Annotated in this window: 29 protein-coding genes and 1 pseudogene; 9 read left to right on the top strand and 21 right to left on the bottom strand. The window is 42.4% G+C overall.

Annotated features, from left to right (window positions below; translation table 11 throughout):
• Window positions 1-31: 31 nt before the first annotated feature.
• The 8 genes from ACWU4D_RS18380 to ACWU4D_RS18345 all read right to left on the bottom strand — a co-directional run bounded on the left by ACWU4D_RS18380 (window position 32) and on the right by ACWU4D_RS18345 (window position 5014).
• Entirely contained in the window at window positions 32-598 is a 567-nt protein-coding gene (locus ACWU4D_RS18380; protein WP_456052904.1) for a hypothetical protein, read from the bottom strand.
• A 128-nt stretch (window positions 599-726) separates the two neighbouring features.
• Window positions 727-1692 (bottom strand): hypothetical protein, encoded by a 966-nt coding sequence (locus ACWU4D_RS18375; protein WP_372155773.1) that lies wholly within the window; start codon window positions 1690-1692, stop codon window positions 727-729.
• 48 nt (window positions 1693-1740) lie between these two features.
• Window positions 1741-1923, bottom strand: a complete 183-nt coding sequence (locus ACWU4D_RS18370; protein WP_456052903.1) for a hypothetical protein — start codon at window positions 1921-1923, stop codon at window positions 1741-1743.
• A 343-nt stretch (window positions 1924-2266) separates the two neighbouring features.
• Window positions 2267-2716 (bottom strand): hypothetical protein, encoded by a 450-nt coding sequence (locus ACWU4D_RS18365; RefSeq protein WP_456052902.1) that lies wholly within the window; start codon window positions 2714-2716, stop codon window positions 2267-2269.
• Between the two features lie 39 nt (window positions 2717-2755).
• Complete coding sequence (locus ACWU4D_RS18360) at window positions 2756-3253, bottom strand: NUDIX domain-containing protein (RefSeq protein ID WP_456052901.1); 498 nt, start codon at window positions 3251-3253, stop codon at window positions 2756-2758.
• Window positions 3254-3286: 33 nt separating this feature from the next.
• The gene (locus ACWU4D_RS18355) at window positions 3287-3703 is read right to left on the bottom strand and encodes a VOC family protein (protein WP_456052900.1); all 417 of its coding nucleotides are present in this window, start codon (window positions 3701-3703) and stop codon (window positions 3287-3289) included.
• A gap of 72 nt (window positions 3704-3775) precedes the next feature.
• Entirely contained in the window at window positions 3776-4315 is a 540-nt protein-coding gene (locus tag ACWU4D_RS18350) for an SF0329 family protein (RefSeq protein ID WP_456052899.1), read from the bottom strand.
• Window positions 4316-4414: 99 nt separating this feature from the next.
• A complete protein-coding gene (locus ACWU4D_RS18345; RefSeq protein ID WP_456052898.1) occupies window positions 4415-5014 on the bottom strand; it encodes an HAD family hydrolase in 600 nt (199 codons plus the stop codon).
• A gap of 684 nt (window positions 5015-5698) precedes the next feature.
• Here ACWU4D_RS18345 and ACWU4D_RS18340 point away from each other — a divergent pair.
• Window positions 5699-6343: pseudogene (locus tag ACWU4D_RS18340) on the top strand (ATP-binding protein); the annotation flags it as partial.
• 109 nt (window positions 6344-6452) lie between these two features.
• Here the strand turns inward: ACWU4D_RS18340 and ACWU4D_RS18335 are convergent.
• The 5 genes from ACWU4D_RS18335 to ACWU4D_RS18315 all read right to left on the bottom strand — a co-directional run bounded on the left by ACWU4D_RS18335 (window position 6453) and on the right by ACWU4D_RS18315 (window position 10334).
• Entirely contained in the window at window positions 6453-7064 is a 612-nt protein-coding gene (locus tag ACWU4D_RS18335; protein ID WP_456052897.1) for a thiol:disulfide interchange protein DsbA/DsbL, read from the bottom strand.
• Between the two features lie 32 nt (window positions 7065-7096).
• Window positions 7097-8119, bottom strand: coding sequence for a serine/threonine protein kinase (locus tag ACWU4D_RS18330; RefSeq protein ID WP_456052896.1), 1023 nt, complete (start codon window positions 8117-8119; stop codon window positions 7097-7099).
• Window positions 8120-8130: 11 nt separating this feature from the next.
• Window positions 8131-9549, bottom strand: a complete 1419-nt coding sequence (gene ccoG, locus ACWU4D_RS18325; RefSeq protein ID WP_456052895.1) for a cytochrome c oxidase accessory protein CcoG — start codon at window positions 9547-9549, stop codon at window positions 8131-8133.
• 213 nt (window positions 9550-9762) lie between these two features.
• Window positions 9763-10029: a YihD family protein gene (locus tag ACWU4D_RS18320; RefSeq protein WP_456052894.1), complete on the bottom strand. Its 267-nt coding sequence runs from the start codon at window positions 10027-10029 to the stop codon at window positions 9763-9765.
• 137 nt (window positions 10030-10166) lie between these two features.
• A complete protein-coding gene (locus tag ACWU4D_RS18315; protein ID WP_456052893.1) occupies window positions 10167-10334 on the bottom strand; it encodes a hypothetical protein in 168 nt (55 codons plus the stop codon).
• Between the two features lie 310 nt (window positions 10335-10644).
• Here ACWU4D_RS18315 and ACWU4D_RS18310 point away from each other — a divergent pair, with 310 nt between their 5' ends.
• Window positions 10645-11436: a sporulation protein gene (locus ACWU4D_RS18310; RefSeq protein ID WP_456052892.1), complete on the top strand. Its 792-nt coding sequence runs from the start codon at window positions 10645-10647 to the stop codon at window positions 11434-11436.
• 35 nt (window positions 11437-11471) lie between these two features.
• Here ACWU4D_RS18310 and ACWU4D_RS18305 read toward each other — a convergent pair whose 3' ends face one another.
• From ACWU4D_RS18305 to def, 5 genes are all read right to left on the bottom strand, one after another.
• On the bottom strand, window positions 11472-12917 hold the full coding sequence (locus ACWU4D_RS18305; protein ID WP_456052891.1) for a TrkH family potassium uptake protein: 1446 nt from the start codon (window positions 12915-12917) through the stop codon (window positions 11472-11474).
• A 13-nt stretch (window positions 12918-12930) separates the two neighbouring features.
• Window positions 12931-14307: a Trk system potassium transporter TrkA gene (gene trkA, locus ACWU4D_RS18300; RefSeq protein WP_456052890.1), complete on the bottom strand. Its 1377-nt coding sequence runs from the start codon at window positions 14305-14307 to the stop codon at window positions 12931-12933.
• 54 nt (window positions 14308-14361) lie between these two features.
• On the bottom strand, window positions 14362-15648 hold the full coding sequence (gene rsmB / locus ACWU4D_RS18295) for a 16S rRNA (cytosine(967)-C(5))-methyltransferase RsmB (protein WP_456052889.1): 1287 nt from the start codon (window positions 15646-15648) through the stop codon (window positions 14362-14364).
• A gap of 63 nt (window positions 15649-15711) precedes the next feature.
• Window positions 15712-16659, bottom strand: a complete 948-nt coding sequence (gene fmt, locus ACWU4D_RS18290) for a methionyl-tRNA formyltransferase (protein WP_456052888.1) — start codon at window positions 16657-16659, stop codon at window positions 15712-15714.
• An 11-nt stretch (window positions 16660-16670) separates the two neighbouring features.
• The gene (def, locus tag ACWU4D_RS18285) at window positions 16671-17183 is read right to left on the bottom strand and encodes a peptide deformylase (protein ID WP_456052887.1); all 513 of its coding nucleotides are present in this window, start codon (window positions 17181-17183) and stop codon (window positions 16671-16673) included.
• 197 nt (window positions 17184-17380) lie between these two features.
• Here def and dprA point away from each other — a divergent pair, with 197 nt between their 5' ends.
• The 3 genes from dprA to ACWU4D_RS18270 are packed head-to-tail and all read left to right on the top strand — an operon-like array spanning window position 17381 to window position 19610.
• Complete coding sequence (gene dprA / locus ACWU4D_RS18280) at window positions 17381-18517, top strand: DNA-processing protein DprA (protein WP_456052886.1); 1137 nt, start codon at window positions 17381-17383, stop codon at window positions 18515-18517.
• A 2-nt stretch (window positions 18518-18519) separates the two neighbouring features.
• Complete coding sequence (locus tag ACWU4D_RS18275; protein WP_456052885.1) at window positions 18520-18996, top strand: DUF494 family protein; 477 nt, start codon at window positions 18520-18522, stop codon at window positions 18994-18996.
• A gap of 35 nt (window positions 18997-19031) precedes the next feature.
• Complete coding sequence (locus ACWU4D_RS18270) at window positions 19032-19610, top strand: DNA topoisomerase family protein (protein ID WP_456052884.1); 579 nt, start codon at window positions 19032-19034, stop codon at window positions 19608-19610.
• A gap of 102 nt (window positions 19611-19712) precedes the next feature.
• On the opposite strand, the gene ACWU4D_RS18265 is transcribed toward ACWU4D_RS18270, so the two are convergent.
• Together ACWU4D_RS18265 and purE are read right to left on the bottom strand one after the other, a co-directional pair.
• Complete coding sequence (locus ACWU4D_RS18265; protein WP_456052883.1) at window positions 19713-20843, bottom strand: 5-(carboxyamino)imidazole ribonucleotide synthase; 1131 nt, start codon at window positions 20841-20843, stop codon at window positions 19713-19715.
• 4 nt (window positions 20844-20847) lie between these two features.
• Entirely contained in the window at window positions 20848-21333 is a 486-nt protein-coding gene (gene purE, locus ACWU4D_RS18260; protein ID WP_456052882.1) for a 5-(carboxyamino)imidazole ribonucleotide mutase, read from the bottom strand.
• A 197-nt stretch (window positions 21334-21530) separates the two neighbouring features.
• Here purE and ACWU4D_RS18255 point away from each other — a divergent pair, with 197 nt between their 5' ends.
• From ACWU4D_RS18255 to ACWU4D_RS18240, 4 genes are all read left to right on the top strand, one after another.
• Window positions 21531-22088, top strand: a complete 558-nt coding sequence (locus ACWU4D_RS18255; RefSeq protein ID WP_456052881.1) for a Sua5/YciO/YrdC/YwlC family protein — start codon at window positions 21531-21533, stop codon at window positions 22086-22088.
• A gap of 6 nt (window positions 22089-22094) precedes the next feature.
• On the top strand, window positions 22095-23015 hold the full coding sequence (hemF, locus tag ACWU4D_RS18250) for an oxygen-dependent coproporphyrinogen oxidase (protein ID WP_456052960.1): 921 nt from the start codon (window positions 22095-22097) through the stop codon (window positions 23013-23015).
• Between the two features lie 73 nt (window positions 23016-23088).
• Window positions 23089-23919: a shikimate dehydrogenase gene (gene aroE / locus ACWU4D_RS18245; RefSeq protein WP_456052880.1), complete on the top strand. Its 831-nt coding sequence runs from the start codon at window positions 23089-23091 to the stop codon at window positions 23917-23919.
• Window positions 23919-24185, top strand: coding sequence for a DUF1488 family protein (locus ACWU4D_RS18240; protein WP_456052879.1), 267 nt, complete (start codon window positions 23919-23921; stop codon window positions 24183-24185). Before aroE ends, ACWU4D_RS18240 begins: the two co-directional genes overlap by 1 nt.
• 7 nt (window positions 24186-24192) lie before the next feature.
• Here the strand turns inward: ACWU4D_RS18240 and ACWU4D_RS18235 are convergent, their stop codons facing one another.
• Window positions 24193-24738 carry a gamma carbonic anhydrase family protein gene (locus ACWU4D_RS18235; protein WP_456052878.1) on the bottom strand — a complete coding sequence of 182 codons (546 nt, stop codon included), beginning with the start codon at window positions 24736-24738 and terminating at the stop codon, window positions 24193-24195.
• Window positions 24739-25023 lie beyond the last annotated feature (285 nt).

Below are 25023 nucleotides of genomic sequence, written 5' to 3'. Positions count from 1 at the left end.
TCATAAAGCCGACTTAATTGCCTTGTATGGCTTAATTTTCAGACTTACTTTTAGTAGGTTCGGGTTTCTGTTGAGGCTTCATGTTTATAATCCCTTCAACGCTAGCTTCTTCTTTTCTCGCAGGACGAAGAGCCTCAAGACCATTGATTGAATCACCAACAGCGACATTATGAATAGTTTTATTTACTTCTTTTGTCATTTTCATTTCCTTTTCTATAAATTGATTAATGGCAGTAGTACCTCCAATGATCAGAGTTAGAATAACTCCAAACACAAATGAAATTGCTGCCGATGTGTCTAATGACTTCAATAAAGGATCATTTGTTTGTGTTTCAGTAACGATCCCCTCAAGATACTTAGCATTGCGTTTAAAAACAAAAAGAATTGAGACAACACAAACAAGAAAAGATAGTAGCGCCACAAAATACAGTACCAACCCTTCAACTGAACTAGCACCGACGGTTGTTAATAGCGTAACGAGTAAACCTATTGCTCCAGTACTTAACGTTAGCAAACTTTTATCCAGCTCAAATTTCGTATTTAGCCAAGCTCCAACCGTAGCGGCATAAAACTCTACTTCTTTTTCTTTATTGGACACTGTATACCTCTAGATCTTGCATAGGGCCATGTAGCAGCATTAAGATGCGACGCACGCTTGCTAAACTGTGAGCGAAGCGAAACCGGCAAGCGTAAGGAATCACTCTTAAATGCTTATATACCATTTGTCTACGATGATAGTTCGCCAGTTTCTGATATTCTTACAAGTTCATTTAGTAAGCTATCGATGTCTACTGAATCTTCAACTTCAAGACCTAAATACCCGCAAAAGACTACTGCTAAATGCTCCATGTAGTCGGTCATGAAATCATCTTCTATTTGCATGTATGCAATTAGAAAAAGAGCAACGATACGCCTATTAATATTTGTCAAATACTCTGGCTCGGTTGGGGTTACAATTGACGCAATATACTCAAAAAGGAAGTATGTATAATAAAGAACATAAGGGAGTCGCGTGTACAAATAACGCTGTTGCGTATAGACCTGCTCAGGCCCAGAGAAAATAAAGTTTATGTTAAGTAGCTCTGTTTTTATGGCCTTATGCTCAGTAAATAAGTGAGTGGCTTGATTGCAAACACGATCGAAACTGTCAAAACTAGACTTGTTATAACGCAGCTCACCGAGATACTCTGGGCTCATAACTCCTTCTAAGCCAATCCGATTCAAAACAGTATTGATACGTTTCGCATGCCCTTCAGGCCCTCCGCCATTTTTGGGCCTTAGAAACATAGGATCTAGGGATAACTTTTCGACAAAATCATTTTCATCTATGACCATAGCTTCGAGGAGATAAAGACTTTCTTGAATAGGTTTTCTTAGTAGCATAAAAGCCACTGACATTTTCCCTTTTTCGGCAGCAGTCAAAGCTTCATAAATACAGTGCAACATATCAGATAACACGGCTGGTAATACGACGGTTCTGATAACCAAACTACGTTCATCATGCTTTTGTTTTTTTTCTAACCAATCGAGAATGTTTATCTCACCTTCAAGCGATTTAATCTCATGCTCTCCAAATGAAAATTCATGGCGAAAAGCGCTATTTTTTTCGCCTGAACGGAGGAACTCTACCATTACATCGTGCATGAACATGCATGCAGCGTGAGCATCTCTAAATTCTTTTGGAAGCTGCATTTCTTTCCTCATCCTATGTTCACTCACACATATTCAACTAAAGCCAAATTAAGATTTTTTCTTCGGTAAATTATCTAACAACTTACAAAATGCTCTATCCGCTGCACCTTGCCCTTCATAAATGTAACCAGTATCAAAAAACAAATCTCCACCTTCGTTACTTACCTGAATTCCCCAGCAACCATGCTCTTTCTCTGGATTTTCCACAATTTCTACAATAATTTTGCTCACAAGGTAATCTCCTTTATCTATGATTGTCACATTCAATGCGATCCCAAGTCATGGTACGAATTGCCATTAAGCCAATAGCCACGTTATTTCATATTAAATGCATTAGATGAATTAAGTCAAAGAGGAAGCTGTGGGAATGTTACGAGTATCTACTCTAACGCGGTTTGGGGCATAAATGCGTTTGGTTCCGATACAGTTCAACTCGACTTTGGGCTGAATTGTGTTAAAGAGTTCTTAAATTCGTATTTCTAGGAAAATGTCTAATATAGAAAAAATAACGCTAAATTAACTCGCGGAGACGAGATTGCGCAGGAGTTCGGGTACAGCGTTCTGCTAGCTGACTTTAATACAGTTTCACGTTTAATGTTTGTATAAGGCAATTGATTCTGTCGGTTCTCAACACATATTTACTTTTTTCAGACCTATCGATACACCTTAATGCATTTTTGGTCGCAAAATAGCGATCATAAGCCAATCCCCGCTCGCATCTAATCGAGTGAGTTGATTGCCAAGTACCACCCGAACCTGTGGAGACGCCAACCATTCTACATGCAGCCTTCATATAACTATCGAAAGCACTAGTCTGATTTTCAATCGCCCTCACCTGGTCTTGATCTTCAAGTTTGGAGTAAATAATATCCATCATATCTACTGTCAGGCTCTGGTATCTATCCCTTTCAGAAGCAAAATTGCTCCCGACTGACATAGCGCTTCCTTCAGGCCATACTTTTTCGTCGGCGAAAGACGAGGAACATATCATCATCAAAACTACTAAATAGCTAACTTTTTTCATAGTGTCCTTCTAGACATGTCATGCTGGAGCCATTTCGGCTTAAAAAAGCATAAGCGCGGCTTTTTCGCGTCCTATGCCTTTACTTGTTAACTCAGTGGAGGCACTAAGGTCCTGTTGTGTCCAGTTCTCTACTTTCAGTTCTTGGTTGAAAGTAAACTGACACCATCTTTCTTTACCGTTTAAGATCTGTTCAAGCCAATAACTATTGTCGTCCCACATTCTGTCAAATGGTAAAACAGTAATGTTGTGCCACTTAGGAGCAATTTCTTCAGACTCCGCAACTTTACCTACCCAGTGATGTGACAAATAAACAAACATGCGCTGATTCCAAGAGCTTGGTTTATCGACATAAGGGAAATAGAAATCGATAACATCACATAACTTCATATTGGAAGGAGTGACGAAAACTTCTTCCTCAAATTCTCTAATAGCTGCTTCAATTGGGGTTTCACCCTCTTCTACTCCCCCACCAATTCCCAGAACGTTCCCTTTACCGAACCCAGTCTTCTTTATACTTTTGCGAAGCAAAAATACCAAGAGTTTTGGGTCACCGTTAAGCGCCTTGTAATGCTACCTTTCTGCCATTGGATGATCAGGATTTAGCTGTAAAAGATCCCAAAGGTTTCCATATAAATCTTCAAACACTGCAACCGTCCCGTAATCTTGCTCCTGAGGCTCTCGAATGAAGTTGATACCGAGGGACTTCATTCGTTCAAAGTCTCGCCAAAAATCGTCTGTATTGAGAAATAGAAATACCCTGCCACCCGCTTGATTACCCACAAACTCTTTTTGTTCAGGTTTTGACGCCCTTGCAAGTAACAAAGTAACTCCGTGGGAATTTGGTGGTGCGACAACAACCCAGCGTTTATCTTGCTCTGGTTGGTAAGTATCTTCAATAAGCTCGAATTTGAGCTTGCCGACGTAGAAATCTATAGCCTCATCGTAGTCATTAACTACTAACGCAATATGTACAATATTCTGTTTCATTGCATTCCTGCCGTTTTGAATGGGTTAATTCTCTCGTACATGTATTTACTCTCGATTACAGCTAACGCCTTGTTAAAGCGCGCGTATTTTTGCGTCGCTTTTCAGCGACTTGTTAAATTGTAAATTCTCGCACTCGCATCTTATCTTGTAGAAATCTACGACCTTTTTACTTTCTTCCGATAAATCCAAGGCTCTAAGCCTGCGCTTACCAAGTCGAGCATCCAGCATAGCTAAACATCTTATAAGAAGATTACCTGAAGTAAGTGACGAATCGATAGAGTTATTGCAGTATTCATCCAATGAATCGTAAAATGTATACTGGTTAAACTTACCTTCAGAGGCAAGTTCGTCATAGGCGATTTTCTGTGCTTCGTATGGCGTAATATTCTCTCGCTCAACTATTTCATCAATTCGATCATACTCAACAGAATAAAATGATAGCGTGCACATAGTCCATATTTCATTCTTATCGAAAGTAATATAGCCTAGACCTTCTTCATCATGACTCCCACGATAATGCGTAGACCTGAGCTCAACTCTTCCTCGTACTAAATCTGAAAAAAAACCTTCTACTTTTTTCTTTCGCTTACTCCATTGCATAATTTTTGCCATTTAACGCCCGCATAATGGGCAAAAAGGGTTGGCTAAAATTGGCGACGAAGGAGCAAAAAGCCAACGTTTTTTGTCCCTATTAATGCGTTTGTTAGAGCTCTAGCGCTTAGGATGTGGCTCCCAGTTTAAATAGGCTTCATCTGCCACATTCAACATTGCCAAATCTTCTGCTGTGTCACCATAAGCATAAACTCGTTCGTATTGCTCAAGCTCAAACTTAGAGCCGAGAAATTTCGGCTTATTAGAACAACTGCAATCACCATTAACATAACGTCCAGATAATTTACCACTCTCAACTTCAAGTTCACTACAAACGAGGGCAAACCCGTTATGAGTACACCACGGCTTTAAATAAACGTCGAGAGATGCTGAAACAATAACGATTTGATCACCATTATTTTTGTGCCAGTTCAGCTTATTTAAGGCCTCTTCTCTAAGGTAGTTAGGCACAACATCCTCAGCATATTTCTTCCCAGCGGCTGCGACTTCATCAACCTTACGGCCAGAGAAAGCCACAAAGCTAGCAATGGTTCTCATTCTAGGAGCCGGAATAATACCCGCTTTATAAAGTATGAAAAATGGTGGCAACACTATTTTGGCCAGTAGTGCTCGCCGCCTTGTTCCAGAAAAGTGAAGAAACTTAGTGTACATATCTGCATTGGTGATCGTCCCATCGAAATCAAACAGTGCGATATTCAAATTATTCCCCGAGCTCTAACATTTTAATATCGTGCCAGCACGAATTCATCCATTCAGTATACCCAAAGAATCATAGGTAACCAATGGAATCATATGAACTTAATGTAGTATTATTATAAATTTCTAGTGAAAATTCATGCAAGCACATATTCCTACCTATTCAAGGCAGGTTATCAACCTGGATCTTTCCGTTAGTAGCTTATTATTCAATACATTAAAGGTGGTTGAGTATGGTATTCATGCGTAGTCATAATTAAAAAACCAGTCTATTTTAAGCCATAACCCTTGCAACACTCAATAAACTGTATGTATATACATGTTGAAAGCCTGCTGTCTGGCCAATATTTTAAGAATTGGAAAAAGAGAGCTAACTAGCTTTGGGGTATTTTCGTGTTTCATATCCCCCGTTAGTACACCTCTGGATATTAGTAATTTAATGTGGTGGTCATTAGTAAAGGGCAGCTCCAATCTCTCTCTGAATTCAGTGGCTGAATCAGTTGATTAATTGAATATTCATTCATGATGAGGAGCTAGATGAAGAAGTCAGATTGAATGGATAACATAGATATTTGCTCGATTAAATACAAAATGAATGACCTATCGTTTCGCTAGCATCTGAAGCGATGCGATCTACTAACTCTGATACCACTCAAAACCTCCCAAGCCTCAAATTGACAATATTTATTGCTCAAACTCGATATTAGGAAAATGCCTGAATTTGAACGTAAGGTACTGGATTCGCTTCGAGAGCCTTTAGAGTCTGGTGAAATTATTATTTCCCGTGCGCAAGGCAAAACGAGGTTTCCTGCTCGATTTCAGCTAGTCGGTGCGCTTAATCCAAGCCCTACAGGGTATTATCAGGGAAACGAAGCTAGAATTAATCCACAAAGCATACTGCGTTATCTAAGCCGTTTATCGGGTCCTTTGTTGGATCGGTTTGATATGTCGATCGAGATTCCGGCACTGCCACAAGGTACGTTGGCCAATGGCGGTGACCGAGGTGAATCAACCGAAGTGGTAAAGTTAAGAGTACAGCAAGCCAAGGAGAGAATGGAGAAGCGACAAGGAAAGGTCAATGGTTTATTAACGAGTCGAGAGGTGGAAAAGCATTGCTATCTAGAAAAACAAGACGCAGAGTTTCTTGAAGCAACCTTACACCAGTTGGGACTATCGATACGAGCATATCATCGAATTTTGAAAGTGGCGCGTACCATTGCCGATTTAAATGAAGATGTGATGATTCATCGGACACACCTTGCTGAAGCCTTGGGGTATCGTTCAATGGATCGATTATTAAAGCAGCTCAGCTCTCAGACAGTATCATTTTAGATGGGGTTGTTAGTGAAGGCTTTCTAATGGTTAGTGTTATTTAAAGTAAAAACTGAGAGCTTTATCGCTCTCAGTTTTAATTTTATTGTTCACGAATCTATCTTGGTGACTACAGAGTCAGGAGGTAGTTGACCAATGCAGTATATTTCTCGAAGGAATCAATATCCTGAGTAAGTACTTGATATTTACCATTAACAACAACAGAAGGTACGCCTCTTAAACCTGTTTCACTAAAGGCTTGATCAAAGCGACGCACCATGGAATCCACAGCAAAACCGTTAAACGTCGCATCAAATTTGTCGCCATCGATACCATTGTCGGTAAAGATTAGGCGTAACTCTTCAACATTGTTAGGTATTTGTTTCTTAACATGTATGCGGTCAAACATAACAGGGACCATGGTATCTTCAACATTCAGTGAAACCATTGTTGCATAGGCTTTACTCATGTTTGAGCCCATGTTGCCACCCATGAAAGATACATGACTTTTTTCTAACGCTGTTCCTTCAGGGAGTTCTTGCTTTAATTGTTGAATCAATGATTCGAATTGAAAGCAGTGTGGACAATAAAATGAAAAGAACTCCGTAACGAGAGACTTATCAGATTTAGGAAGATCTAACACATTGTAGTGCTTTCCTTCATCAAATTGAGCTGCATGTAATGATAGGCTCATTAGTAAAGTCGCGGCGAATGCGAGCAGTTTCGCTGTTACTTTGGTCATTATTTTCTCCATTTATATAATTATATTTTTATTTACCACTGCGGCAGCAAGCTTAATGGTGCTTCTTCTAGGGCTGCTATCTGTTCTTTAAATGCGAGTACTTGGCTTTCCCAATATTTGGGGTCATTAAACCAAGGAAAAGCATTTGGAAAAGCAGGATCAAGCCATCGCTTTGCTAACCAAGACATATAGTGGACCATCCTAAGACCTCGTAATGGCTCTATAAGTTTCAATTCAGTGGGATTAAAATCGCAAAACTCTTGGTATCCTTCAAGTAAAATATCGAGCTGAGTTAATTTATCATGTCTTTCTCCATGCAGCATCATCCAAATATCTTGTGCTGCTGGCCCATTTCTCGCGTCATCTAAATCTACAAAGATCGGCCCTTCACGCCACAGAATATTACCAGGGTGACAGTCTCCATGAAGCCGTATTGGCTGCCAGTTATCATACCAATGTTGCTCTAGTCGGGTTATCAATAAGTCCAAATCACTAAAAAAAGCGTTTTCTAAATGTGAAGGGATAAAGCTTGATGCTTGGAGTATTTCTCTTGGTTGATACAAATAGTCATGAAGGTCAACCGTTGGTCGCTGCGAAAAGAGCTCCGCTTGTCCTACTTTATGAATGCGCCCTAAAAACCGACCAACCCATTCAAGTTGGTCTAAGTTATCGATCTCAAATTGCCTACCACCGACACTATTAAATAATGAGAACCAGTAACCGTTATACTGATGCAGAGTTGCGCCATTGATTGAAACGGCCGCTGCAATGGGAATCTCTGCTTCGACTAACTGATTAGCAAAATGGTGCTCTTCTAAGATCTGCTCTTTGCTCCAGCGTTCAGGGCGATAGAATTTAACGACATAACGTTTCTTTTCCTCGTCAATGAATTGATATACTCGGTTTTCATAGCTATTGAGAGCAAGAAAACCTGACTCGGCACGGATACCAATACTTTCTAGTGCGTACCACATGCAGTCAGGAGTGAGAGCGTTGAAGTTAAAACTGGCTTCGGTCATTATAAAAAAAGGGCTCATTACTGAGCCCTTTTCCATTATTTATCGAGTTACAAGTCTTTAATAAATCGACTTTCGACTGCGATAGTAAATTGTTGGCTGTCTTCGAGTATAAACTGAATCTTGGTGACAGACGAATCGAGTTGATCGGATTTTATTCCTAGGCTTAATGGGAAGTTGAGAACTTCTCCAGGAGATACCTGTATTTGTTGCTTGCCATACCATGATACTCCTTCAATACCTTCAACGCTCAATTGATAGACTTGATCCTGCTGGGTTTTATTGATGATTTTTAAGTTATAGGTATTTTCTATCTCGCCTTGTCTATTTTCTCTAAACAGCTGAGAGCGATCTCGAAGGACCGATAACCCGACCGGCTCGACCGTCACGATTTGTGTAACGAAAAGCCCACACATAATGATCATAATCAGGCCATAGCCGATAAGCTTAGGTCGCATTATCTTAGTGCTTTTTCCAGCTAGGCGGTGTTCGGTGGTGTAATCAATAAGGCCTTTTTCATACCCCATACGATCCATGGTTACATTACAAGCATCGATACATGCTCCACAGTTAATACACTCATATTGTAAGCCATCTCGAATATCGATTCCTGTTGGACAAACTTGAACGCAGAGGTTGCAATCAATGCAGTCCCCAAGCCCTTTTTCTTTTGGGTTGTCTTTGCGTCCGCGTGGCCCTCGGGTTTCACCACGCTTCGTATCGTAACCAACAATAAATGTGTCTTTGTCGAACATAGCAGACTGAAAGCGCGCATAAGGGCACATGTGAATACATACAATTGAACGCATCCAACCAGCATTGGCATAAGTAATGATTGCAAAAAATAGCATCCACATAACGGGTGCCATGTCTGCGTTAAATGTGGCGATATTAACAACAAAATCTTTGATAGGGACAAAGTAACCAACAAAGGTTAGCCCCGTAATCAGTGCGATGCCAAACCAAGCTAAGTGCTTTAATGTTTTTCGCCACAGCAGTTTTGGGGTGAGTTTTCCTGAATCTTGCTTGCGGCGTTTATTCGCAGCTCCTTCTAGCTTTTCTTCAAACCAGATATACATGAAGGTCCACACCGTTTGTGGGCAGAGGTAACCACACCATACTCGGCCTAAAAACGTGGTAATAAAAAACAAACCGAATGCCGCTATCATGAAGAGCAGGGCCAATATCGTCAGGTCCTGTGGATAGAGAGTGGTGCCAAAGAAATTAAACTGTTGATTGCCAAGGTCGAGTAAGACTGCTTGACGTTCACCATAAGGAAGCCAAGGAATGGAAGCAAATAATACAAGAAGGAACCATGCTCCGTAGCGTCTAAGTTTTTGGTACGCTCCTTTTGCCGCTCTAACATAAATACGATTGTTGGGGTTAAAGCGATCGTCTTGGCCTTTATGAGTCTTGGGGTTATAAACCTTGGGCGTAACATCTTTTACATCGATTTTCTTGTGACTCATAACCCTTCCTTTGTATGTCTATTTTGTCGTGATTTTTATTATTATCGAATGAATAACTTTTATTAGCATATGGTGAAGTACAAGTATAACCGTGTTTGAGGTTAATTAACTTTACACTTATCAATATTTATCAACATAGATCACAAGCCTTTAACTCATAGTGAAAGGAGAGCTTGTTCGGTCGCGTTCGAAAAGCTCTATAAAAGATGAGTGTTATTTGATGATCCCACGAGCTCGAAGAATTGCCGTTTTAAAGTCGTCTTCTTGGTCTTTCTTTAGGCCAGGAATCATTTCATCTTTTGTGCTGTTACGCATCTTGAGGTGGTAGATCAAAATATCATCGGTTAAGTTTTGCAGGTTGCCTTCATACCCCGCCTCTTTGCTGAGTTTTACGATAAACTCTAGGAGGTTCAGTTCGGAATCTTTCTGCCATTCAGGTTCTAACAATTCTAGTAGCTCTTCGACACGGTGACATTTCATAGGTTTCTCCAATATTTTTATAGCTTGGGTGGAAAATAGCAAAATTGAGTCGAATACCAAAGTGAAATGACAGAAAACAGGCATAAAAAAAGCACGTTTAGCGCGTGCTTTTTAAGCATGATAGTTGTGATAAACAGTTAGGCAGCTTTAGATTTAACAGCTTCTTCTAAAGTTTCACGAGCATTTCTTTCGGCTGGAGTTGCTCCTGGAGAAAGAGTTTTGTGCTTACCGGCGGGAACAAAATTATTACGACGGCGCGAAGCACTACCATGGGTGTGCGAACATCTAGCTACAGTTGGGCGCATTTGTGGGTATTTTTAACCTATTGGTTAGACAGTTCCATTGTAGAATCTTAAACCTAACACAATTATTGAGCTAAACTTCACAAAGTAGAAATGCTCATATTGGCATATAGCCGTTCCGAATAATTGCTAAGGATTCGAGTATCATATTTGCACTACAAGTACCTACATAATGTGATCATTGTAGCAATTATGAAAATAAAGATCGATAGGTTACTGTTTGCACAAACCAAGAAAATAGTAAATAGTATCGCTATGCAATTGAGTTTTGTTTGGAAAGGGTATTACATTGCGGTAAGCAAAGGAGGTCGTTATGTCTTTTTTAAAGAAAACACTCGCAAGTTTTGGTATCGGTTCGGCGAATGTTGATGCGGTTTTGCAACATGAAGTGCTTTACCCTGGAGATGTAGCTAAAGTCACGATTCATGTTTACGGCGGTAAAACGGCTCAATTGGTGGAAAACATTGAGGTGCGATTATATTGTCGCTATATCGATGAAGAAACGGCTAATGGGGCAAGTGAGGGCAGTGATCGCACTCAACGCGTTCATCGACGTTATACTTTGGCTTCATGGTCATTGCCACAGTCGTTTACCATCGAGCATGGAGAAACTCGTGATTTCGAGTTAGACATCGAGATTCCGTGGAATACCCCTATTACTATCGGCGATACCAAGGTCTGGTTGGAAACGGGCTTGGATATCTCAATGGCAAAAGACCCCACCGATAAAGACATGTTGACCATTCGTCCCGATCCACTTCTTGATGCAATTTTTAGTGAATTTGAAGAGCAAGGGCTGAGAATTCGTCAAGTTGAGTGTGAAGCGGTTGAAGGGTTTGCTATGCCTTTTGCTCAAGAGTTCGAATTTGTTCCCACGGCAGGCCCATTTCATGGACGTTGGCGAGAGGTCGAAATCGTGGTTTATCGAGAACAAGACTCGCTTCAACTTTGGTTTGAAGTGGATCGAAATTTACGTGGTGTCGGTGGAATGTTAGGTAGCATGTTAGGTAAAGGACAACTAAAACGAACAATGACATTAGACACAAATACTGAGCCTACAGAAGCGGCGAAAAAAGTATTAGAGTTTCTTGATACCAGTTGTTGATCTAAGTAATAAAAGAGACACCTTGTTCTATTAAATTACCGTTTCCAAAAAGCGGGAAAAAATAGAACAAGGATAGTTAAAATTTCTAAACGTCCCATCAGCATTCCAAAACTTAATACCCATTTAGCCAAGTCTGGCAGTAGAGAAAAATTTCCTGTAGGGCCAATTAAATGCCCCATTCCCGGCCCAACATTGGCGACTGCTGTAATTGAGCCCGATATACTGGTTACGGGGTCCAAACCTAAGCTACTTAAAAGTCCGGCAATTGCGATAATTGTAATGAAAAAAGTCAGACCAAATGCCACCACAGAACGCACAATATCATCGTTAACAGGGCGGTTGTTGTAGCGTTGAACAAAAACTCCGGAAGGGTGAATCAGTTTCATTATTTGTTTATTCAGAAGCGTTATTGCTATTTGAAAACGAAATATCTTGATTCCTCCTGTGGTTGAACCTGAACAGGCTCCAACCATCATTAAAAAAGCGAATAACGTTGTGGGTAATGCTCCCCATGATGTAAAGTCATCCAGCCCAAAGCCCGTCGTAGTAACCACTGACACAATGTTAAACATCGAAACTCGGTATGCGTCAATCATCGCATAGTGGTTATGGAAGTGAAGCCAAAACGCCACAACTGAGCTTGCCGAGATAAATAAATAAAAGAATCCTCGAACCTGAGCATCTTTCAATAGCTCTTGAGGGCGACGTTTGTGTAGCGTTGAAACAAATAACAGAAAAGGCAGTCCACCTAGAAACATAAATCCGGTCGCAACCCAATGAGTAGAATTTGAAAATTGATTCATTGAACTGTCGGAGGTTGAGTAGCCACCAGTAGAAAGCGTAGTGAAGGCGTGATTAATTGCTTCGAACGCAGTCATTCCAGTAGCAATGTAGCCTAGACAGCATAAAGCGGTGAGAGTCACGTAAACACTGACAATATTCTTCGCCACGGTTTTTGCTCTAGGGCTACTTTTGTCAGACCAGTCTGATGATTCGGTTTGGAATAGCTTCATTCCCCCAACGTTGAGCATAGGTAGAATGGCAACAGCCATCACGATAAATCCTACTCCTCCAAGCCATTGTAGAATCGAACGCCAGAGCAGAATGCTGGGTGCCATTTGGTCAAGATTGCTTAATATCGTAGAGCCCGTCGTCGTAATGCCTGACATGGTTTCAAAGTAGGCATCGGTGAAACTAATATGGTTAATAAAAACAAACGGTAGTGCGGCGAATACGCTGGCAATTGTCCAAACTAAGCTAGTGATGAGAAACATATCTCGCACATTTAGCTTAAAGTTTGGTGTTCTACCTAGAGATAAAAATGCAAAAGCCGCGATATGAGTAATGACGACCGACTGGGCAAAGTCAATAAATCCAGGTGTGCCGCTAAGAAAAGAGACAAAGGTTGGAATGTACATAAACAGGGCTAACTTAGAAAGCACCAGCCCTAATACAAACAATATCGATCGATAGTTTAGCATTGCAAGTTAGTCGCTATAGGAAGAATGGACTAGGTTGGAATAGTGCTTCAACATCGGGCACATATTTCTTATTCACAAGGAACATAATCACATGGTCGCCTTGTTCGATAACCGTTCGGTCATGAGCAATGTGAACATCTTCTCCACGAACAATTGCCCCAATAGTCGTACCTGGAGGAAGTTTAATATCACCAACGGCTCGCCCTACCACTTTTGATGTCGCCTCATCTCCATGAGCGATGGCTTCGATGGCTTCGGCTGCTCCTCGGCGCAACGACGATACGTTAACAATATCAGCCCGTCGAACATGGGTTAAAAGTGCGGAAATTGTCGCTTGTTGTGGGGAGATGGCAATATCAATAACGCCACCTTGAACCAAATCTACATAGGCTCCACGCTGAATCAGCACCATTACTTTCTTTGCGCCTAAACGTTTAGCAAGCAAGGCAGACATGATGTTGGTTTCATCTTCATTGGTGAGAGCAATAAATACATCAACTTGGTCAATGTTTTCTTCTGTAAGCAATTCTTGATCGGCTGCATCGCCACAAAAAACGATGGTATTTTCGAGTTCTTCAGAAAGGTATTCAGCTCTAGCTGCAAAGCGTTCAATCAATTTTACGCGATAGTTTTTTTCTAGTCGTTTGGCGAGTCTGGCACCTATATTTCCCCCGCCAACAATCATGATACGTTGATAGTTTTTTTCGAGACGCTGTAATTCACTCATGATGGTACGAATGTGATTACTTGCTGCTACAAAGAATACTTCGTCATCGGCCTCGATAATGGTTGTTCCTTGAGGGCGGATAGCTTTCCCTTGACGGAAAATGGCGGCGACTCGGGTATCGATGTGTGGCATGTGATCACGCAGGGCAGAGAGGGCGTTACCTACCAGAGGCCCACCATAATAGGCCTTAACGGCAACTAAGCTGACCTTTTCTTCGGCAAAGCTGACAACTTGCAGTGCTCCGGGGTAATTAATCAAGCGTGCAATGTAATCGGTAACTAAAGCTTCCGGTGCAATAAGATGGTCTACAGGAACCGCACCAGATTTAAACAATTCGTCTTTTGCTGCGAGGTATTGTGGAGAGCGAATTCGAGCCACACGGTTGGGTGTATTAAAGAGGGTATACGCGACTTGGCAAGCTGCCATATTGGCTTCATCAGTATTGGTGACTGCTACTAACATATCGGCATCTTGAGCTCCGGCATCCCTCAGAACATCAGGGTGGCTCGCGTGTCCCGTTATCACTCTGAGATCATATTTATCTTGCAGCTCACGTAAACGATCACTGTCGTGGTCAACGATGGTAATATCGTTGTTTTCACCAACCAAATTCTCAGCTAGCGTTCCGCCGACCTGACCTGCACCCAGAATGATAATTTTCATACTTTAATCTCTTATTCGCCTTAGATTTTTCACCAAGGATATTCGATTAGTTGATTACGCTTTTTTGCTTAATACCGCGTAATAGAAGCCATCCATATCTTCCTCGCTCGGAATAATTTGACGACCTGGATTGTTTATATCAGAGTCCAATAACTGGGCATCAGATGTACGATTTAAAAATGCTTTTACTTGTAATTTGTTTTCTTGTGGTGTGATAGAGCAAGTTGCGTACACAAGGGTTCCACCTGGCTTTAGCTTTCTCCACATCGCATCAAGAATTTCACTTTGTAGTTGAGTCAGCGCGTCAATATCGTTGGCCCGACGTAGCCATTTTATATCAGGGTGGCGGCGAATGACACCAACTGCTGAACAAGGTGCATCTAGCAAGATTCGGTCAAATTGGTCACCTCGCCACCATTGTTCTGGAAAGCGAGCATCACCACAGATAACGTCGGCATGTAAATTGAGACGAGCGAGGTTATCATCGACCCGTTGAAGACGTGTCGGATCGCAATCGATGGCGACGACTTCAACATCATCTGTTCGTTCAAGGATATGCGCGGTTTTCCCACCCGGTGCAGCGCAACAATCTAGAATGAGATCTCCTGGCTGGGGGTTTAAATACTCCACGGCCAATTGCGCTGCAGCATCTTGTACCGATACCCATCCTTGCTCGAAGCCAGGAAGTAAGCTGACATCGCAAGGCGAAGCCAATTTTAAGGCGTCTGGTGCCTGAGAATGTAGACTTGCATCAATATTCTCTTGATTGAGTAATGCTAGATATTCATCGCGAGTGTGATGTTCACGGTTTACCCTAAGCCACATCGGTGCTTTTTGATTGTTTGCTTCAACGATGTCTTGCCACTGCTCAGGGTAACTTTCTTTTAAAAGCTTAAGTAACCAACTTGGGTGACCATATTTTCCGGCATCGTGACTCGTCGCTTGGATATCTAATTCTTCTTTTCGACGTTGGTAGTTGCGCAATACAGCATTGATTAATCCGCGTAGCTTTGGACCACGAAGATCTTTGGTGGCTTCTACGGTTTCGCCTACCGCAGCGTGGTCAGGGATACGCATGAAGAGAATTTGATAAATTCCGACAAGAATCAGGTGATGAAATACACGCTGCTTTCCTTTTAAGGGCTTATCCATAAGTTGGTTTGCGGTTGACTCAAGGCGCGGGAGGTAGCGCAAAACGCCAAAGCAAATCTCTTGCAACAGAGCATGATCGCGAGGGCGAATGGTTTGCTGAGCCATAGGTAAAGCAGAAGAAAGGGACTCGCCCTTATCCACAACTTGAAAAACGACCTGAGCAGCTGCAGCACGAACATTAGTAGTCACAATGAATTCCAAACATAAAATGAGCTAAATAAAAAAAGACCAGATTCTATCTGGTCTAACGAATTAGGTTAGTTGACTGCCGGTTTTAAACCAATCAGCGCGAGCATTGAGAATATCTTGCACTGGCATGGCTTTTTTCCCCGGAATTTGAATCTGTTCAAGAACAAGGGTCTGTTTTCCAGTCGCGACATAAATACCGCTTTTGTCAGCCTGTAGAATCGTACCAGGTAGCGCTTCACTAGTGCTCTCTTCTACTCGGCTTTTCCATACCTTTATGGTGTGTTCATTGACACTAAAGTGACTGACCGGCCAAGGATTGAAGGCACGAATGCAACGTTCAATATGATCAGCGTCATCTTGCCACTGAATACGAGCCTCTTCTTTCGACAATTTTTTTGCGTAGTTTGCAAGGGCATCGTCCTGAGGTGTGGCAACATGTTGATCGCTAATCATATCGCTCAAGCAGTCGATCATCGCACTTGGCCCCAATTCAGCTAGCTTTGAGAACATGCTCGCACTGGTATCATCAGCCTCAACAGGTAAGGTTGCGATATTTAAAATATCACCAGTGTCTAACCCCACATCCATTTGCATAATGGTCACGCCTGCTTCTTTATCTCCTGCCCAGATTGCTCGTTGAATTGGAGCTGCACCACGCCAGCGAGGGAGAATCGAAAAGTGAACATTGATACAACCAAGCCGAGGTGTTTCAAGGACAGACTTGGGCAAAAGTTGCCCATAAGCGACAACAATCATTATGTCGGCATTTAGTTGCTCGAGTTGTTTTTGAGCTTCTTCGGTTTTAAAGCTTTCTGGTTGTAAAACATCAATGTTGTGCTCAAGCGCCAGTTGTTTAACAGGGCTTGGGGTCAGTTTTTTGCCGCGTCCTGCGGGTTTATCTGGTTGAGTATAAACCGCAATGACATCATGCTCCGAAGACAACAACGCCGCCAAGTGACGGGCGGCGAAATCTGGAGTACCAGCAAAGACAATACGTAGTGATTGACTCAAGCTAACCTCTCTTATTTATTTTTGGCTGCAGCACGTTTGATTTTTTCGAGTTTATCTTTAATGCGCTTACGTTTTAGCGGTGAAAGATAATCGACAAACAGTTTGCCTTCTAAATGGTCTAGTTCATGTTGAACGCAGATAGCTAATAGCTCGTCGGCTTCAAAGCTAAACTCTTCACCATTACGATCAAGAGCCTTGACCACGACATGTGCGGCTCTTTGAACGAGAGCTCTTGAGTCCGGAACTGAAAGACAACCCTCTTCAATACCGTCTTCGCCACTTTTTTCGACGATTTCAGGATTGATTAATACCATAGGCTGATCGCGGCTGTCAGAGACATCGATAACCACTATTCGTTGGTGGATATCGACTTGCGTTGCAGCAAGGCCGATCCCCTCTTCGTCGTACATGGTTTCAATCATGTCATCGACAATTTTTTGAATTTCAGGTGTGACTGCGCTGACCGGTTTGGCCACTTTACGCAAGCGTTCGTCTGGGAACGTTAATACTTCTAATACAGGCATATACACTCGGAATGTTGAATTGTGTCGAAACAACAGTAGTAATTGGGGTCAATTCTAGACATTTTAGACCGCAAATGACAGCATTCTCAGGCGAATTATGATCAAGATTCTTATTTATTGTTGATATTGTTATAGCTTTCCTTGAGAAACCGCTGCGGTTTGTTCATTTGGAGAAAAAAAGTGTTAAGGCGAAGAGAATGTCCGATCCGACAAAAGAGTTAAGCCGTGAAGAGTTGATGCTTTGGTTGCGTTTATCGGCACTACCTAGAGTCGGCATTCAACATATGCTTAAACTTCTTAGTCGTTATTCTCTTTTGGAAATGATGGCGTTTTCACATTCTCAATGGGCAAATGTCGGGTTGACTGAAAAACAATTGAGCGTGTTATTTGATAAATCCATTGCTCAAGCAGAAGCTTCACTTGCTTGGTTGGATGAAAGCTCAACTCATCGTATTATCGCTTATTGCGATCCGCTTTATCCTCCACTTCTCAAAGAGATTAATTCCGCACCAAGCACCCTTTATACGATCGGGGATGCCAATTTACTGAGCAAACCCCAACTGTCGATTGTCGGCAGTCGACATGCTTCACGAGTTGGTTCTCAGACCGCACAACAATTTTCGGCCGATTTTAGCAGGCAAGGTTTAGTGGTTACGAGTGGATTAGCATTAGGAATTGATGGTCAAGCACATATTGGCGCGTTAAATGCAGACAATCCAACTATCGCGGTATTAGCGGCAGGTTTTCGTCACTTGTATCCGCGACAGCATATTTCTTTAGCGTCTCGAATCACTGAAAAGGGAGTGTTAGTGACTGAGTTTGCACCAGATATTCGCGCGCGTCCGGAGTACTTTCCTCGACGTAATCGAATTATTAGTGGGCTTTCGACTGGTGTGCTCGTGGTGGAAGCGGCAGAAAAAAGTGGTTCATTGGTGACGGCAAAATATGCTGCAGAGCAAGGGCGCGATGTATTTGTTGTTCCGGGCTCTATTCATCAGGCTAATTGCCGTGGCAGTAATGAACTCATTCGCCAAGGGGCTATATTGGTTCAAACCAGCGAGCAGGTAATACAAGAAATTGGAAATATCCTTAATTGGGCACAAGAGCAGGATAAAAACAGTCAGGGAGAACTTTTTCCTGTAATTAATACACAAGAAGAATTGCCATTTCCTGAACTGTTAGCTAACGTAGGAAAAGAGGTTACGCCCATTGATATAATTGCTGAGCGTACCAATATACCAATTCAAGAGGCGATGGTTCAATTGCTTGAGTTGGAACTTAATGGCCATATTGAATCAATTGCCGGTGGCTATATTCTAAAGGGGAGGGGCTAGCTATGATGATGGATATCTTAATGTATCTATTTGAAACATATATCCATAGTGAGGCTGAATTGCAATTCGATCAAGATGAATTGGAAGATGAGTTACTCCGCGCAGGATTCCGTCAGAATGATATCTATAAAGCGCTAACGTGGTTAGAAGAGTTAGCGGCACTTCAGCAAAGTGATGAGCAATCTGAAATTGCAAGCGGTGCGACCACATCTATTCGTATTTTTACCGATGAAGAGATGAAGCGAATTAACGTCGAGTGTCGTGGGTTCTTGCTGTTTCTTGAACAAATTAAAGTGCTTAACACTGAAACTCGAGAGATGGTGATCGACCGAGTTATGGGACTAGAGACGGCAGAGTTTGAGCTTGATGATTTGAAATGGATTATCTTGATGGTGCTGTTCAATGTTCCTGGATACGAAAGTGCGTACACTATGATGGAAGAGTGGCTTTATACTAAAGAGCAAGGTATTTTGCATTAATCGTTACTATCATTCTGTAGTCAGGTTGTATAACCATGAGTCGTAAAATCGACCATCAACTATTTAGCGCCAATGAGCACGCTTTAGATCAGGGAGAAGCGTGCCCAAAGTGCGGCGAGGCCTTGGTATTGCGTCATGGTAAACATGGCGCGTTTCTTGGTTGTAGCCAATATCCCACGTGCGAATATCTGCGTCCCGTTCATAATCATGATGGTCATATTGTAAAAGAGCTCGGGGTACCTTGTCCTGAATGCGCTCATGAATTGGTGCTACGCCAAGGACGCTTTGGAATGTTTATTGGCTGTAGCAACTTTCCTGAATGCCATCATATTGAGTCTCATGATCAGCCTCAACACAGTGACCAGTCTGAGAGTATTGGTTGTCCTGAATGCAAAAAAGGGAAACTGGTCGAGAGAAAATCCCGTTATGGTAAAGTCTTTTGGTCGTGCGATGATTATCCTAAATGTAAATTTGCACTCAATTATTTCCCGGTGAGCGGGCAATGTGCGGATTGCGGATTTCCGCTATTAGTGGAGAAAAAGTACGCGAGCGGAACCAAGCGACTCTGCGCTGATCGCAAGTGTTCAGCAGTGCAATCTTCTCACGATGATTGAGTTTGTTTACTGCATTATTTAAAAAGCCCACCGGCGAGATAATCGTCGGTGGGCTTTTGGTTTTCGCATCAAAAATGTATCACGAATAAACTCGAAAGAGCGTTATTTGTTCGCCTCCGCGTAGGCCGCTACAGCGGGGAATGCTTGGCTATCGAGGTACTCTGAAAGCTGACATAACCGTTCGGTGAGTTGTTGGTTATCAGCGGCACATACATTGATATGCCCCATCTTTCTTCCAGGGCGCTTTTCTTTTCCATACCAATGAACATGGCAGCCGTCAGTTGCAACAACGCTCTCTGGAACACTATCTTCACCTAAGATGTTAATCATACTGGTAGGTCGAATTAAGTTTGTGCTCCCAAGAGGTAAGCTACATACTGCTCGTAGATGGTTCTCAAACTGGCAGGTCTCTGCGCCTTGTTGAGTCCAGTGACCGGAGTTATGGACGCGAGGGGCAATTTCATTGACCAGGAGTTTTCCTTGAACATCAAAAAACTCTAGTGCCAGAACGCCAACATATTCCAAACTCTGGGCGACAGCAGTAAACATAGTTTTTGCTTGTACTTGAAGAGAGGTATCTTCGATTGCAGTAGATAAGCTCAAGACGCCATTAACGTGAACGTTTTCTGCAAGAGGATAAACTCTTACATCGCCATTTTTACCGCGTACGCCAACAAGCGAAACTTCGCGGTCGAAGGGAACAAACTCTTCTGCAACGATAGCTTGAGTTGGCGTTGCATCGATGCACGCTTCCATTTCAGACCAAATAGTCTCTGCATCTTGTGCATTTTTTAGGCGCCACTGGCCTTTACCATCGTATCCACCTAATGCACTTTTCAACACCATTGGCACGCCGACGTGGTGAATAGCCGCATCAAAATCAGCTCGGTTAGTGATTACCGCATATTTTGCGTTTTTGACTTGAGCATTATCGAGAAGCTTTTTCTCAATTCTACGATCGCCTCCAGCTTTAATCGCTTCGGTACTTGGGAGAAATTTACCACTCTGCTCACAGACATCGAGAATGTCGAGAGGAATGTGCTCAAACTCAGCAGTGATAACGTCAGCTTGATCAATTGCGTGTTGCAAGCCTTGCCCGAGTACATGCTGAGTTAAAGGGTGAACAATGTTTCCACTTACCACATCAAACGCAGTGGTTTCAATATTAAGTGGTGCGCCAGCTAATGACATCATTCGAGCTAATTGACCTGCTCCAAGGACTAAAACGCGCATTCGATTATTCCTCTGCAGGGTTTGGGTTAGCAAGTACTGTGTCGGTTTGACGTTGGCGGAATGCTTCTACTTTTTCCATGATCTCTTCATTATGAATACCGAGAATCTGCGCCGCTAAAATACCGGCATTTGCTGCGCCTGCTTCACCGATTGCTAATGTCCCTACCGCAATTCCTTTTGGCATTTGCACGATGGAAAGTAATGAATCCATTCCTTTAAGAGCGCGAGATTGAACCGGTACACCTAGTACTGGCACGCTAGTAAATGCGGATGCCATACCTGGAAGGTGAGCAGCACCACCTGCGCCAGCGATGATAACTTTAATACCACGCTCTTTTGCGCTGGTTGCGTAATCAGCAAGAAGTTGTGGAGTTCTATGAGCTGAAACGACTTTTGTTTCATACTCTACGCCAAATTGGTCTAGCATCTCTGCGGCGAGTTTCATGGTTGGCCAATCTGATTTCGAACCCATAATAATTCCGACTTTCATCTCGAACTCCTTGCTGTAGATTAGATTAAGGTATGCGATTGCATTTTCGCGGCATTATACGGGGAAATTAGCATGAGGAAAACGTTTGCGCGCGATTGGAACGCCACTGTTTTTGTTAAATTCAAAATTGACGTGGGTTTCAAGCACGATAATTTGTACACTAGCGAAAAAGTAAGGCAGATTTTGTAGGAAATGTTGTGAACAATTTTGAGTTAGTCTTGAATGCATTAAATGAAGATGCCGTCATCGCTTACCCGACAGAAGGGGTATTTGGTGTTGGATGTAACCCCGATAGCCCTACTGCAATTAATAAATTATTGAAGGTAAAGCAGCGTTCAGTAGAAAAAGGGCTGATTTTAATCGCGGCTAATTTTGAACAATTAAAACCTTATATTGCAATTGAGAAGTTAACGGATGAACAGTTGAACTTGGTTAACGCAACGTGGCCTGGGCCTGTAACTTGGGTTATGCCAGCAAGCGAACGTTCTAGCCGTTGGCTCACAGGTCAATTTTCGACAATTGCTGTTCGAGTGACAGACCATGCTTTAGTGCAAAAATTGTGTTTGGCCTATGGTAGGCCAATTACTTCAACAAGTGCCAATTTAAGTGGTCAGCCTGCTTGCATCACAGCAAAAGAAGTTGAAGCTCAACTAGGAAACCTCAACGTGAGTATTTTAGAAGGTGAAACCGGTGGCAGAAGTAAACCCAGTGAAATTCGCGATGTGCAGACGTTAGCCGTATTACGGCAGGGATAATGGATGATTAATACAATAGATAAATCTTCGGTCAAAGCATTTCTGATGAGGTTGCAAGACAACATATGCGCAGAGTTAGAAATATTAGATGGCAAAGCAAGCTTTAAAGAAGATGAGTGGACGCGAGAGCCTGGTGAACGTTTGGGCGGTGGTGGACGAAGTCGAGTTCTCACGTCTGGTGATGTGTTTGAGCAAGGCGGTGTTAACTTTTCTCACGTTACTGGAAAGGAGATGCCCGCCTCTGCAACGGCACATCGGCCAGAGCTAGCAGGTCGTCGATTTGAAGCTATGGGAGTATCATTAGTTATTCACCCTAATAATCCTTATGTCCCAACCTCTCACGCCAATGTTCGATTCTTTATTGCTGAAAAAGAGGGTGAAGATCCAATTTGGTGGTTTGGTGGTGGGTTTGATTTAACGCCGTTCTATCCTTTTGATGAAGATTGCCAACATTGGCACGAAACAGCGAATACTATCTGTGCCCCTTTTGGTGATCAAATCTATGCAGAGCATAAAGCATGGTGTGATCGATATTTCTATTTACCACATCGAGAAGAAACTCGTGGTATTGGCGGTTTGTTTTTCGACGACCTGAATCAATGGGAGTTTCAAACGTGTTTTGAATACATTCAAGCCGTAGGAGAAGGGTTTATGACCGCCTATTCTCCAATCGTGCAACGTCGCAAAAACCTAGAATATTCTGATCGCGAACGCCAGTTTCAATTGTATCGTCGTGGCCGTTATGTCGAATTTAATCTCGTATTTGATCGCGGCACATTGTTTGGCTTACAAACTGGAGGACGGACAGAATCGATACTGATGTCAATGCCTCCACTGGCTCGTTGGGAATACGGCTATCAACCAGAAGAAGGCAGTGCTGAAGCTAGGCTCTATAGCGATTATTTGAAGGCCAGAGATTGGTTATAAATTATTGGCTTAGCGTACTTGAAATGATAGGGTCATCTCAGATGACCCTTTTTATTTAATGGCAGGCAAATAAATGGCAAGTTCCCCTGATCAATATTTGGTGTTTGGTAATCCAATTTCTCAGAGTAAATCTCCCTTTATACATACTCTTTTCGCGCGTCAGACGATGCAGAATATTGAATATTCAAGTCGTGCTCCGGAAGTCGGAGACTTTCTAAAAGAAGTCGCGGCGTTTTTTGAATCTGGTGGCCGAGGCTGCAACATCACAGCTCCTTTTAAGGAAGAGGCTTACCAATTTGCCGATCGAGTGACGGAGAGAGCTGAGTTAGCGGGTGCGGTAAATACTCTCAAAAAACTCGACGATGGAGAGATATTAGGGGACAACACCGATGGTGAAGGGCTTGTTCAAAACTTATTGCAATACCAAATACCACTTGAGGGAAGTCGGATTCTGCTGTTGGGAGCTGGCGGGGCAGCAAGGGGAGTAATTAAGCCTTTGTTAGATCAAAACCCAAGTCAATTAACGTTAGTGAATAGGACTTATGGTAAAGCTCAGCAGTTAGCGGAGATATTTGCTAAGTTTGGTCAGGTTAATGTTGAATATATGGATAAAGTAGATAGACCGTTTGATCTGGTTATAAACTCTACTTCCGCTAGTCTTTACAAAACTGTGCCAGATATCAGCACCAAGATATTTTCTTCCACTACTATCGCGTATGACATGACGTATGGGGCGGGAGTGACCACCTTTAATCAGTGGGCTAAAGAGCAGGGCGTTGCTCAAGCTTATGATGGATTAGGGATGCTGGTTGGTCAGGCTGCGGAGAGCTTTATGTTGTGGCGAGGTTTGAGACCGGGCTCTAAGCAAATATTACGAGAACTTAGAAAAAACCTAGAAGGTTAATGATGAATCAGTCGATTATCTTCTCAGAAGACGCAATTTGGAATAACGAATTACGAACAGTAGAGTTTACGGCCCAAAATATGGGCAATTTAATCGTGTGCGTTATCCCGATAGCGACGCTTGAACGAATAAGTGGACGTCAGGTAAACGACGAAACGTTGGCTCTTGAGCAGTTCTCCCACTATCGATTTGATTTGGAAGAACTGGCCGAAGAACGAATAGAAGAAGAAATGTTTAACGAAGTAGGGCAAATCGTCTTAGATTAACTAAAGCTTAAAGATCGACCACATTCGTTAAGTAATTGTTCTTAGTCGCGACATAGTTGTCAGCCGATTTTTGTAAGAAGGCTATTTCACTGGCCTTCAATGGGCGAATTTGCTTGACTGGGCTTCCTACATAAAGATAGCCACTTTCTAGTTTCTTGTTCGGTGGAACCAGACTTCCTGCCCCAATCATCACTTCTGATTCAACTACGACACCATCTAATACAATCGCTCCCATCCCAACCAATACTCGGTCACCAATCACGCAGCCATGTAGCATAACCTTGTGGCCTACGGTGACATCGTTGCCAATGATGAGAGGGTAGCCCTCTGGGTTGTCGGTGTTTTTATGGGTAACGTGCAATACCGTCCCGTCTTGAATACTCGTACGCTGACCTATCTCAATGTAATTGACATCACCGCGGGCTGCGACAATTGGCCAGATACTTGAATCATCGCCGATTCGAACATCTCCAACCAATACAGAACTAGAATCAATATAGACATTGTTGCCAACTTGAGGGCTAATGCCTTTGTAGCTACGAAGAGAACTCATAAAATCTCCATTAGATAGTGAGAGTGAATAGCGTTTGAGCTAACAATAGTGGTAAAAATAAGCCTTTTGGGCAAAAAATGCACGAACAGTTAATAAAATAACGATTTTTATAAAAAGCGCTTGCGTCTTGTCACGCGATCCCTATAATGCGCTCTCGTTGACACGGCAGAGCGCTTACAAAGCGATGAAGCAAGTTTCAACAAGGCTCGAAAGCAAAAAAAGAAAATTCTAAAAAGTGTTTGACACTAAGAATTATCTCGCTAGAATAGCCGCCTCTTCAGTGAT

This window comes from Vibrio phycocola (genome assembly GCF_053850235.1).
Note: the sequence above shows the minus strand (reverse complement) of the source record. Positions and strands in the feature narration are given on the sequence as shown.

Bases quoted from the DNA above. Each gene is read 5' to 3' on its own strand.
- ACWU4D_RS18375 (WP_372155773.1), bottom strand. From the start codon at position 1,692: ATGCAGCTTCCAAAAGAATTTAGAGATGCTCACGCTGCATGCATGTTC.
- ACWU4D_RS18365 (WP_456052902.1), bottom strand. From the start codon at position 2,716: ATGAAAAAAGTTAGCTATTTAGTAGTTTTGATGATGATATGTTCCTCG.
- ACWU4D_RS18355 (WP_456052900.1), bottom strand. From the start codon at position 3,703: ATGAAACAGAATATTGTACATATTGCGTTAGTAGTTAATGACTACGAT.
- ACWU4D_RS18350 (WP_456052899.1), bottom strand. From the start codon at position 4,315: ATGGCAAAAATTATGCAATGGAGTAAGCGAAAGAAAAAAGTAGAAGGT.
- ACWU4D_RS18335 (WP_456052897.1), bottom strand. From the start codon at position 7,064: ATGACCAAAGTAACAGCGAAACTGCTCGCATTCGCCGCGACTTTACTA.
- ACWU4D_RS18330 (WP_456052896.1), bottom strand. From the start codon at position 8,119: ATGGAAAAGGGCTCAGTAATGAGCCCTTTTTTTATAATGACCGAAGCC.
- ccoG (WP_456052895.1), bottom strand. From the start codon at position 9,549: ATGAGTCACAAGAAAATCGATGTAAAAGATGTTACGCCCAAGGTTTAT.
- ACWU4D_RS18320 (WP_456052894.1), bottom strand. From the start codon at position 10,029: ATGAAATGTCACCGTGTCGAAGAGCTACTAGAATTGTTAGAACCTGAA.
- ACWU4D_RS18315 (WP_456052893.1), bottom strand. From the start codon at position 10,334: ATGCGCCCAACTGTAGCTAGATGTTCGCACACCCATGGTAGTGCTTCG.
- ACWU4D_RS18310 (WP_456052892.1), top strand. From the start codon at position 10,645: ATGTCTTTTTTAAAGAAAACACTCGCAAGTTTTGGTATCGGTTCGGCG.
- ACWU4D_RS18305 (WP_456052891.1), bottom strand. From the start codon at position 12,917: ATGCTAAACTATCGATCGATATTGTTTGTATTAGGGCTGGTGCTTTCT.
- trkA (WP_456052890.1), bottom strand. From the start codon at position 14,307: ATGAAAATTATCATTCTGGGTGCAGGTCAGGTCGGCGGAACGCTAGCT.
- def (WP_456052887.1), bottom strand. From the start codon at position 17,183: ATGCCTGTATTAGAAGTATTAACGTTCCCAGACGAACGCTTGCGTAAA.
- dprA (WP_456052886.1), top strand. From the start codon at position 17,381: ATGTCCGATCCGACAAAAGAGTTAAGCCGTGAAGAGTTGATGCTTTGG.
- ACWU4D_RS18275 (WP_456052885.1), top strand. From the start codon at position 18,520: ATGATGATGGATATCTTAATGTATCTATTTGAAACATATATCCATAGT.
- ACWU4D_RS18270 (WP_456052884.1), top strand. From the start codon at position 19,032: ATGAGTCGTAAAATCGACCATCAACTATTTAGCGCCAATGAGCACGCT.
- ACWU4D_RS18265 (WP_456052883.1), bottom strand. From the start codon at position 20,843: ATGCGCGTTTTAGTCCTTGGAGCAGGTCAATTAGCTCGAATGATGTCA.
- purE (WP_456052882.1), bottom strand. From the start codon at position 21,333: ATGAAAGTCGGAATTATTATGGGTTCGAAATCAGATTGGCCAACCATG.
- aroE (WP_456052880.1), top strand. From the start codon at position 23,089: ATGGCAAGTTCCCCTGATCAATATTTGGTGTTTGGTAATCCAATTTCT.
- ACWU4D_RS18240 (WP_456052879.1), top strand. From the start codon at position 23,919: ATGATGAATCAGTCGATTATCTTCTCAGAAGACGCAATTTGGAATAAC.
- ACWU4D_RS18235 (WP_456052878.1), bottom strand. From the start codon at position 24,738: ATGAGTTCTCTTCGTAGCTACAAAGGCATTAGCCCTCAAGTTGGCAAC.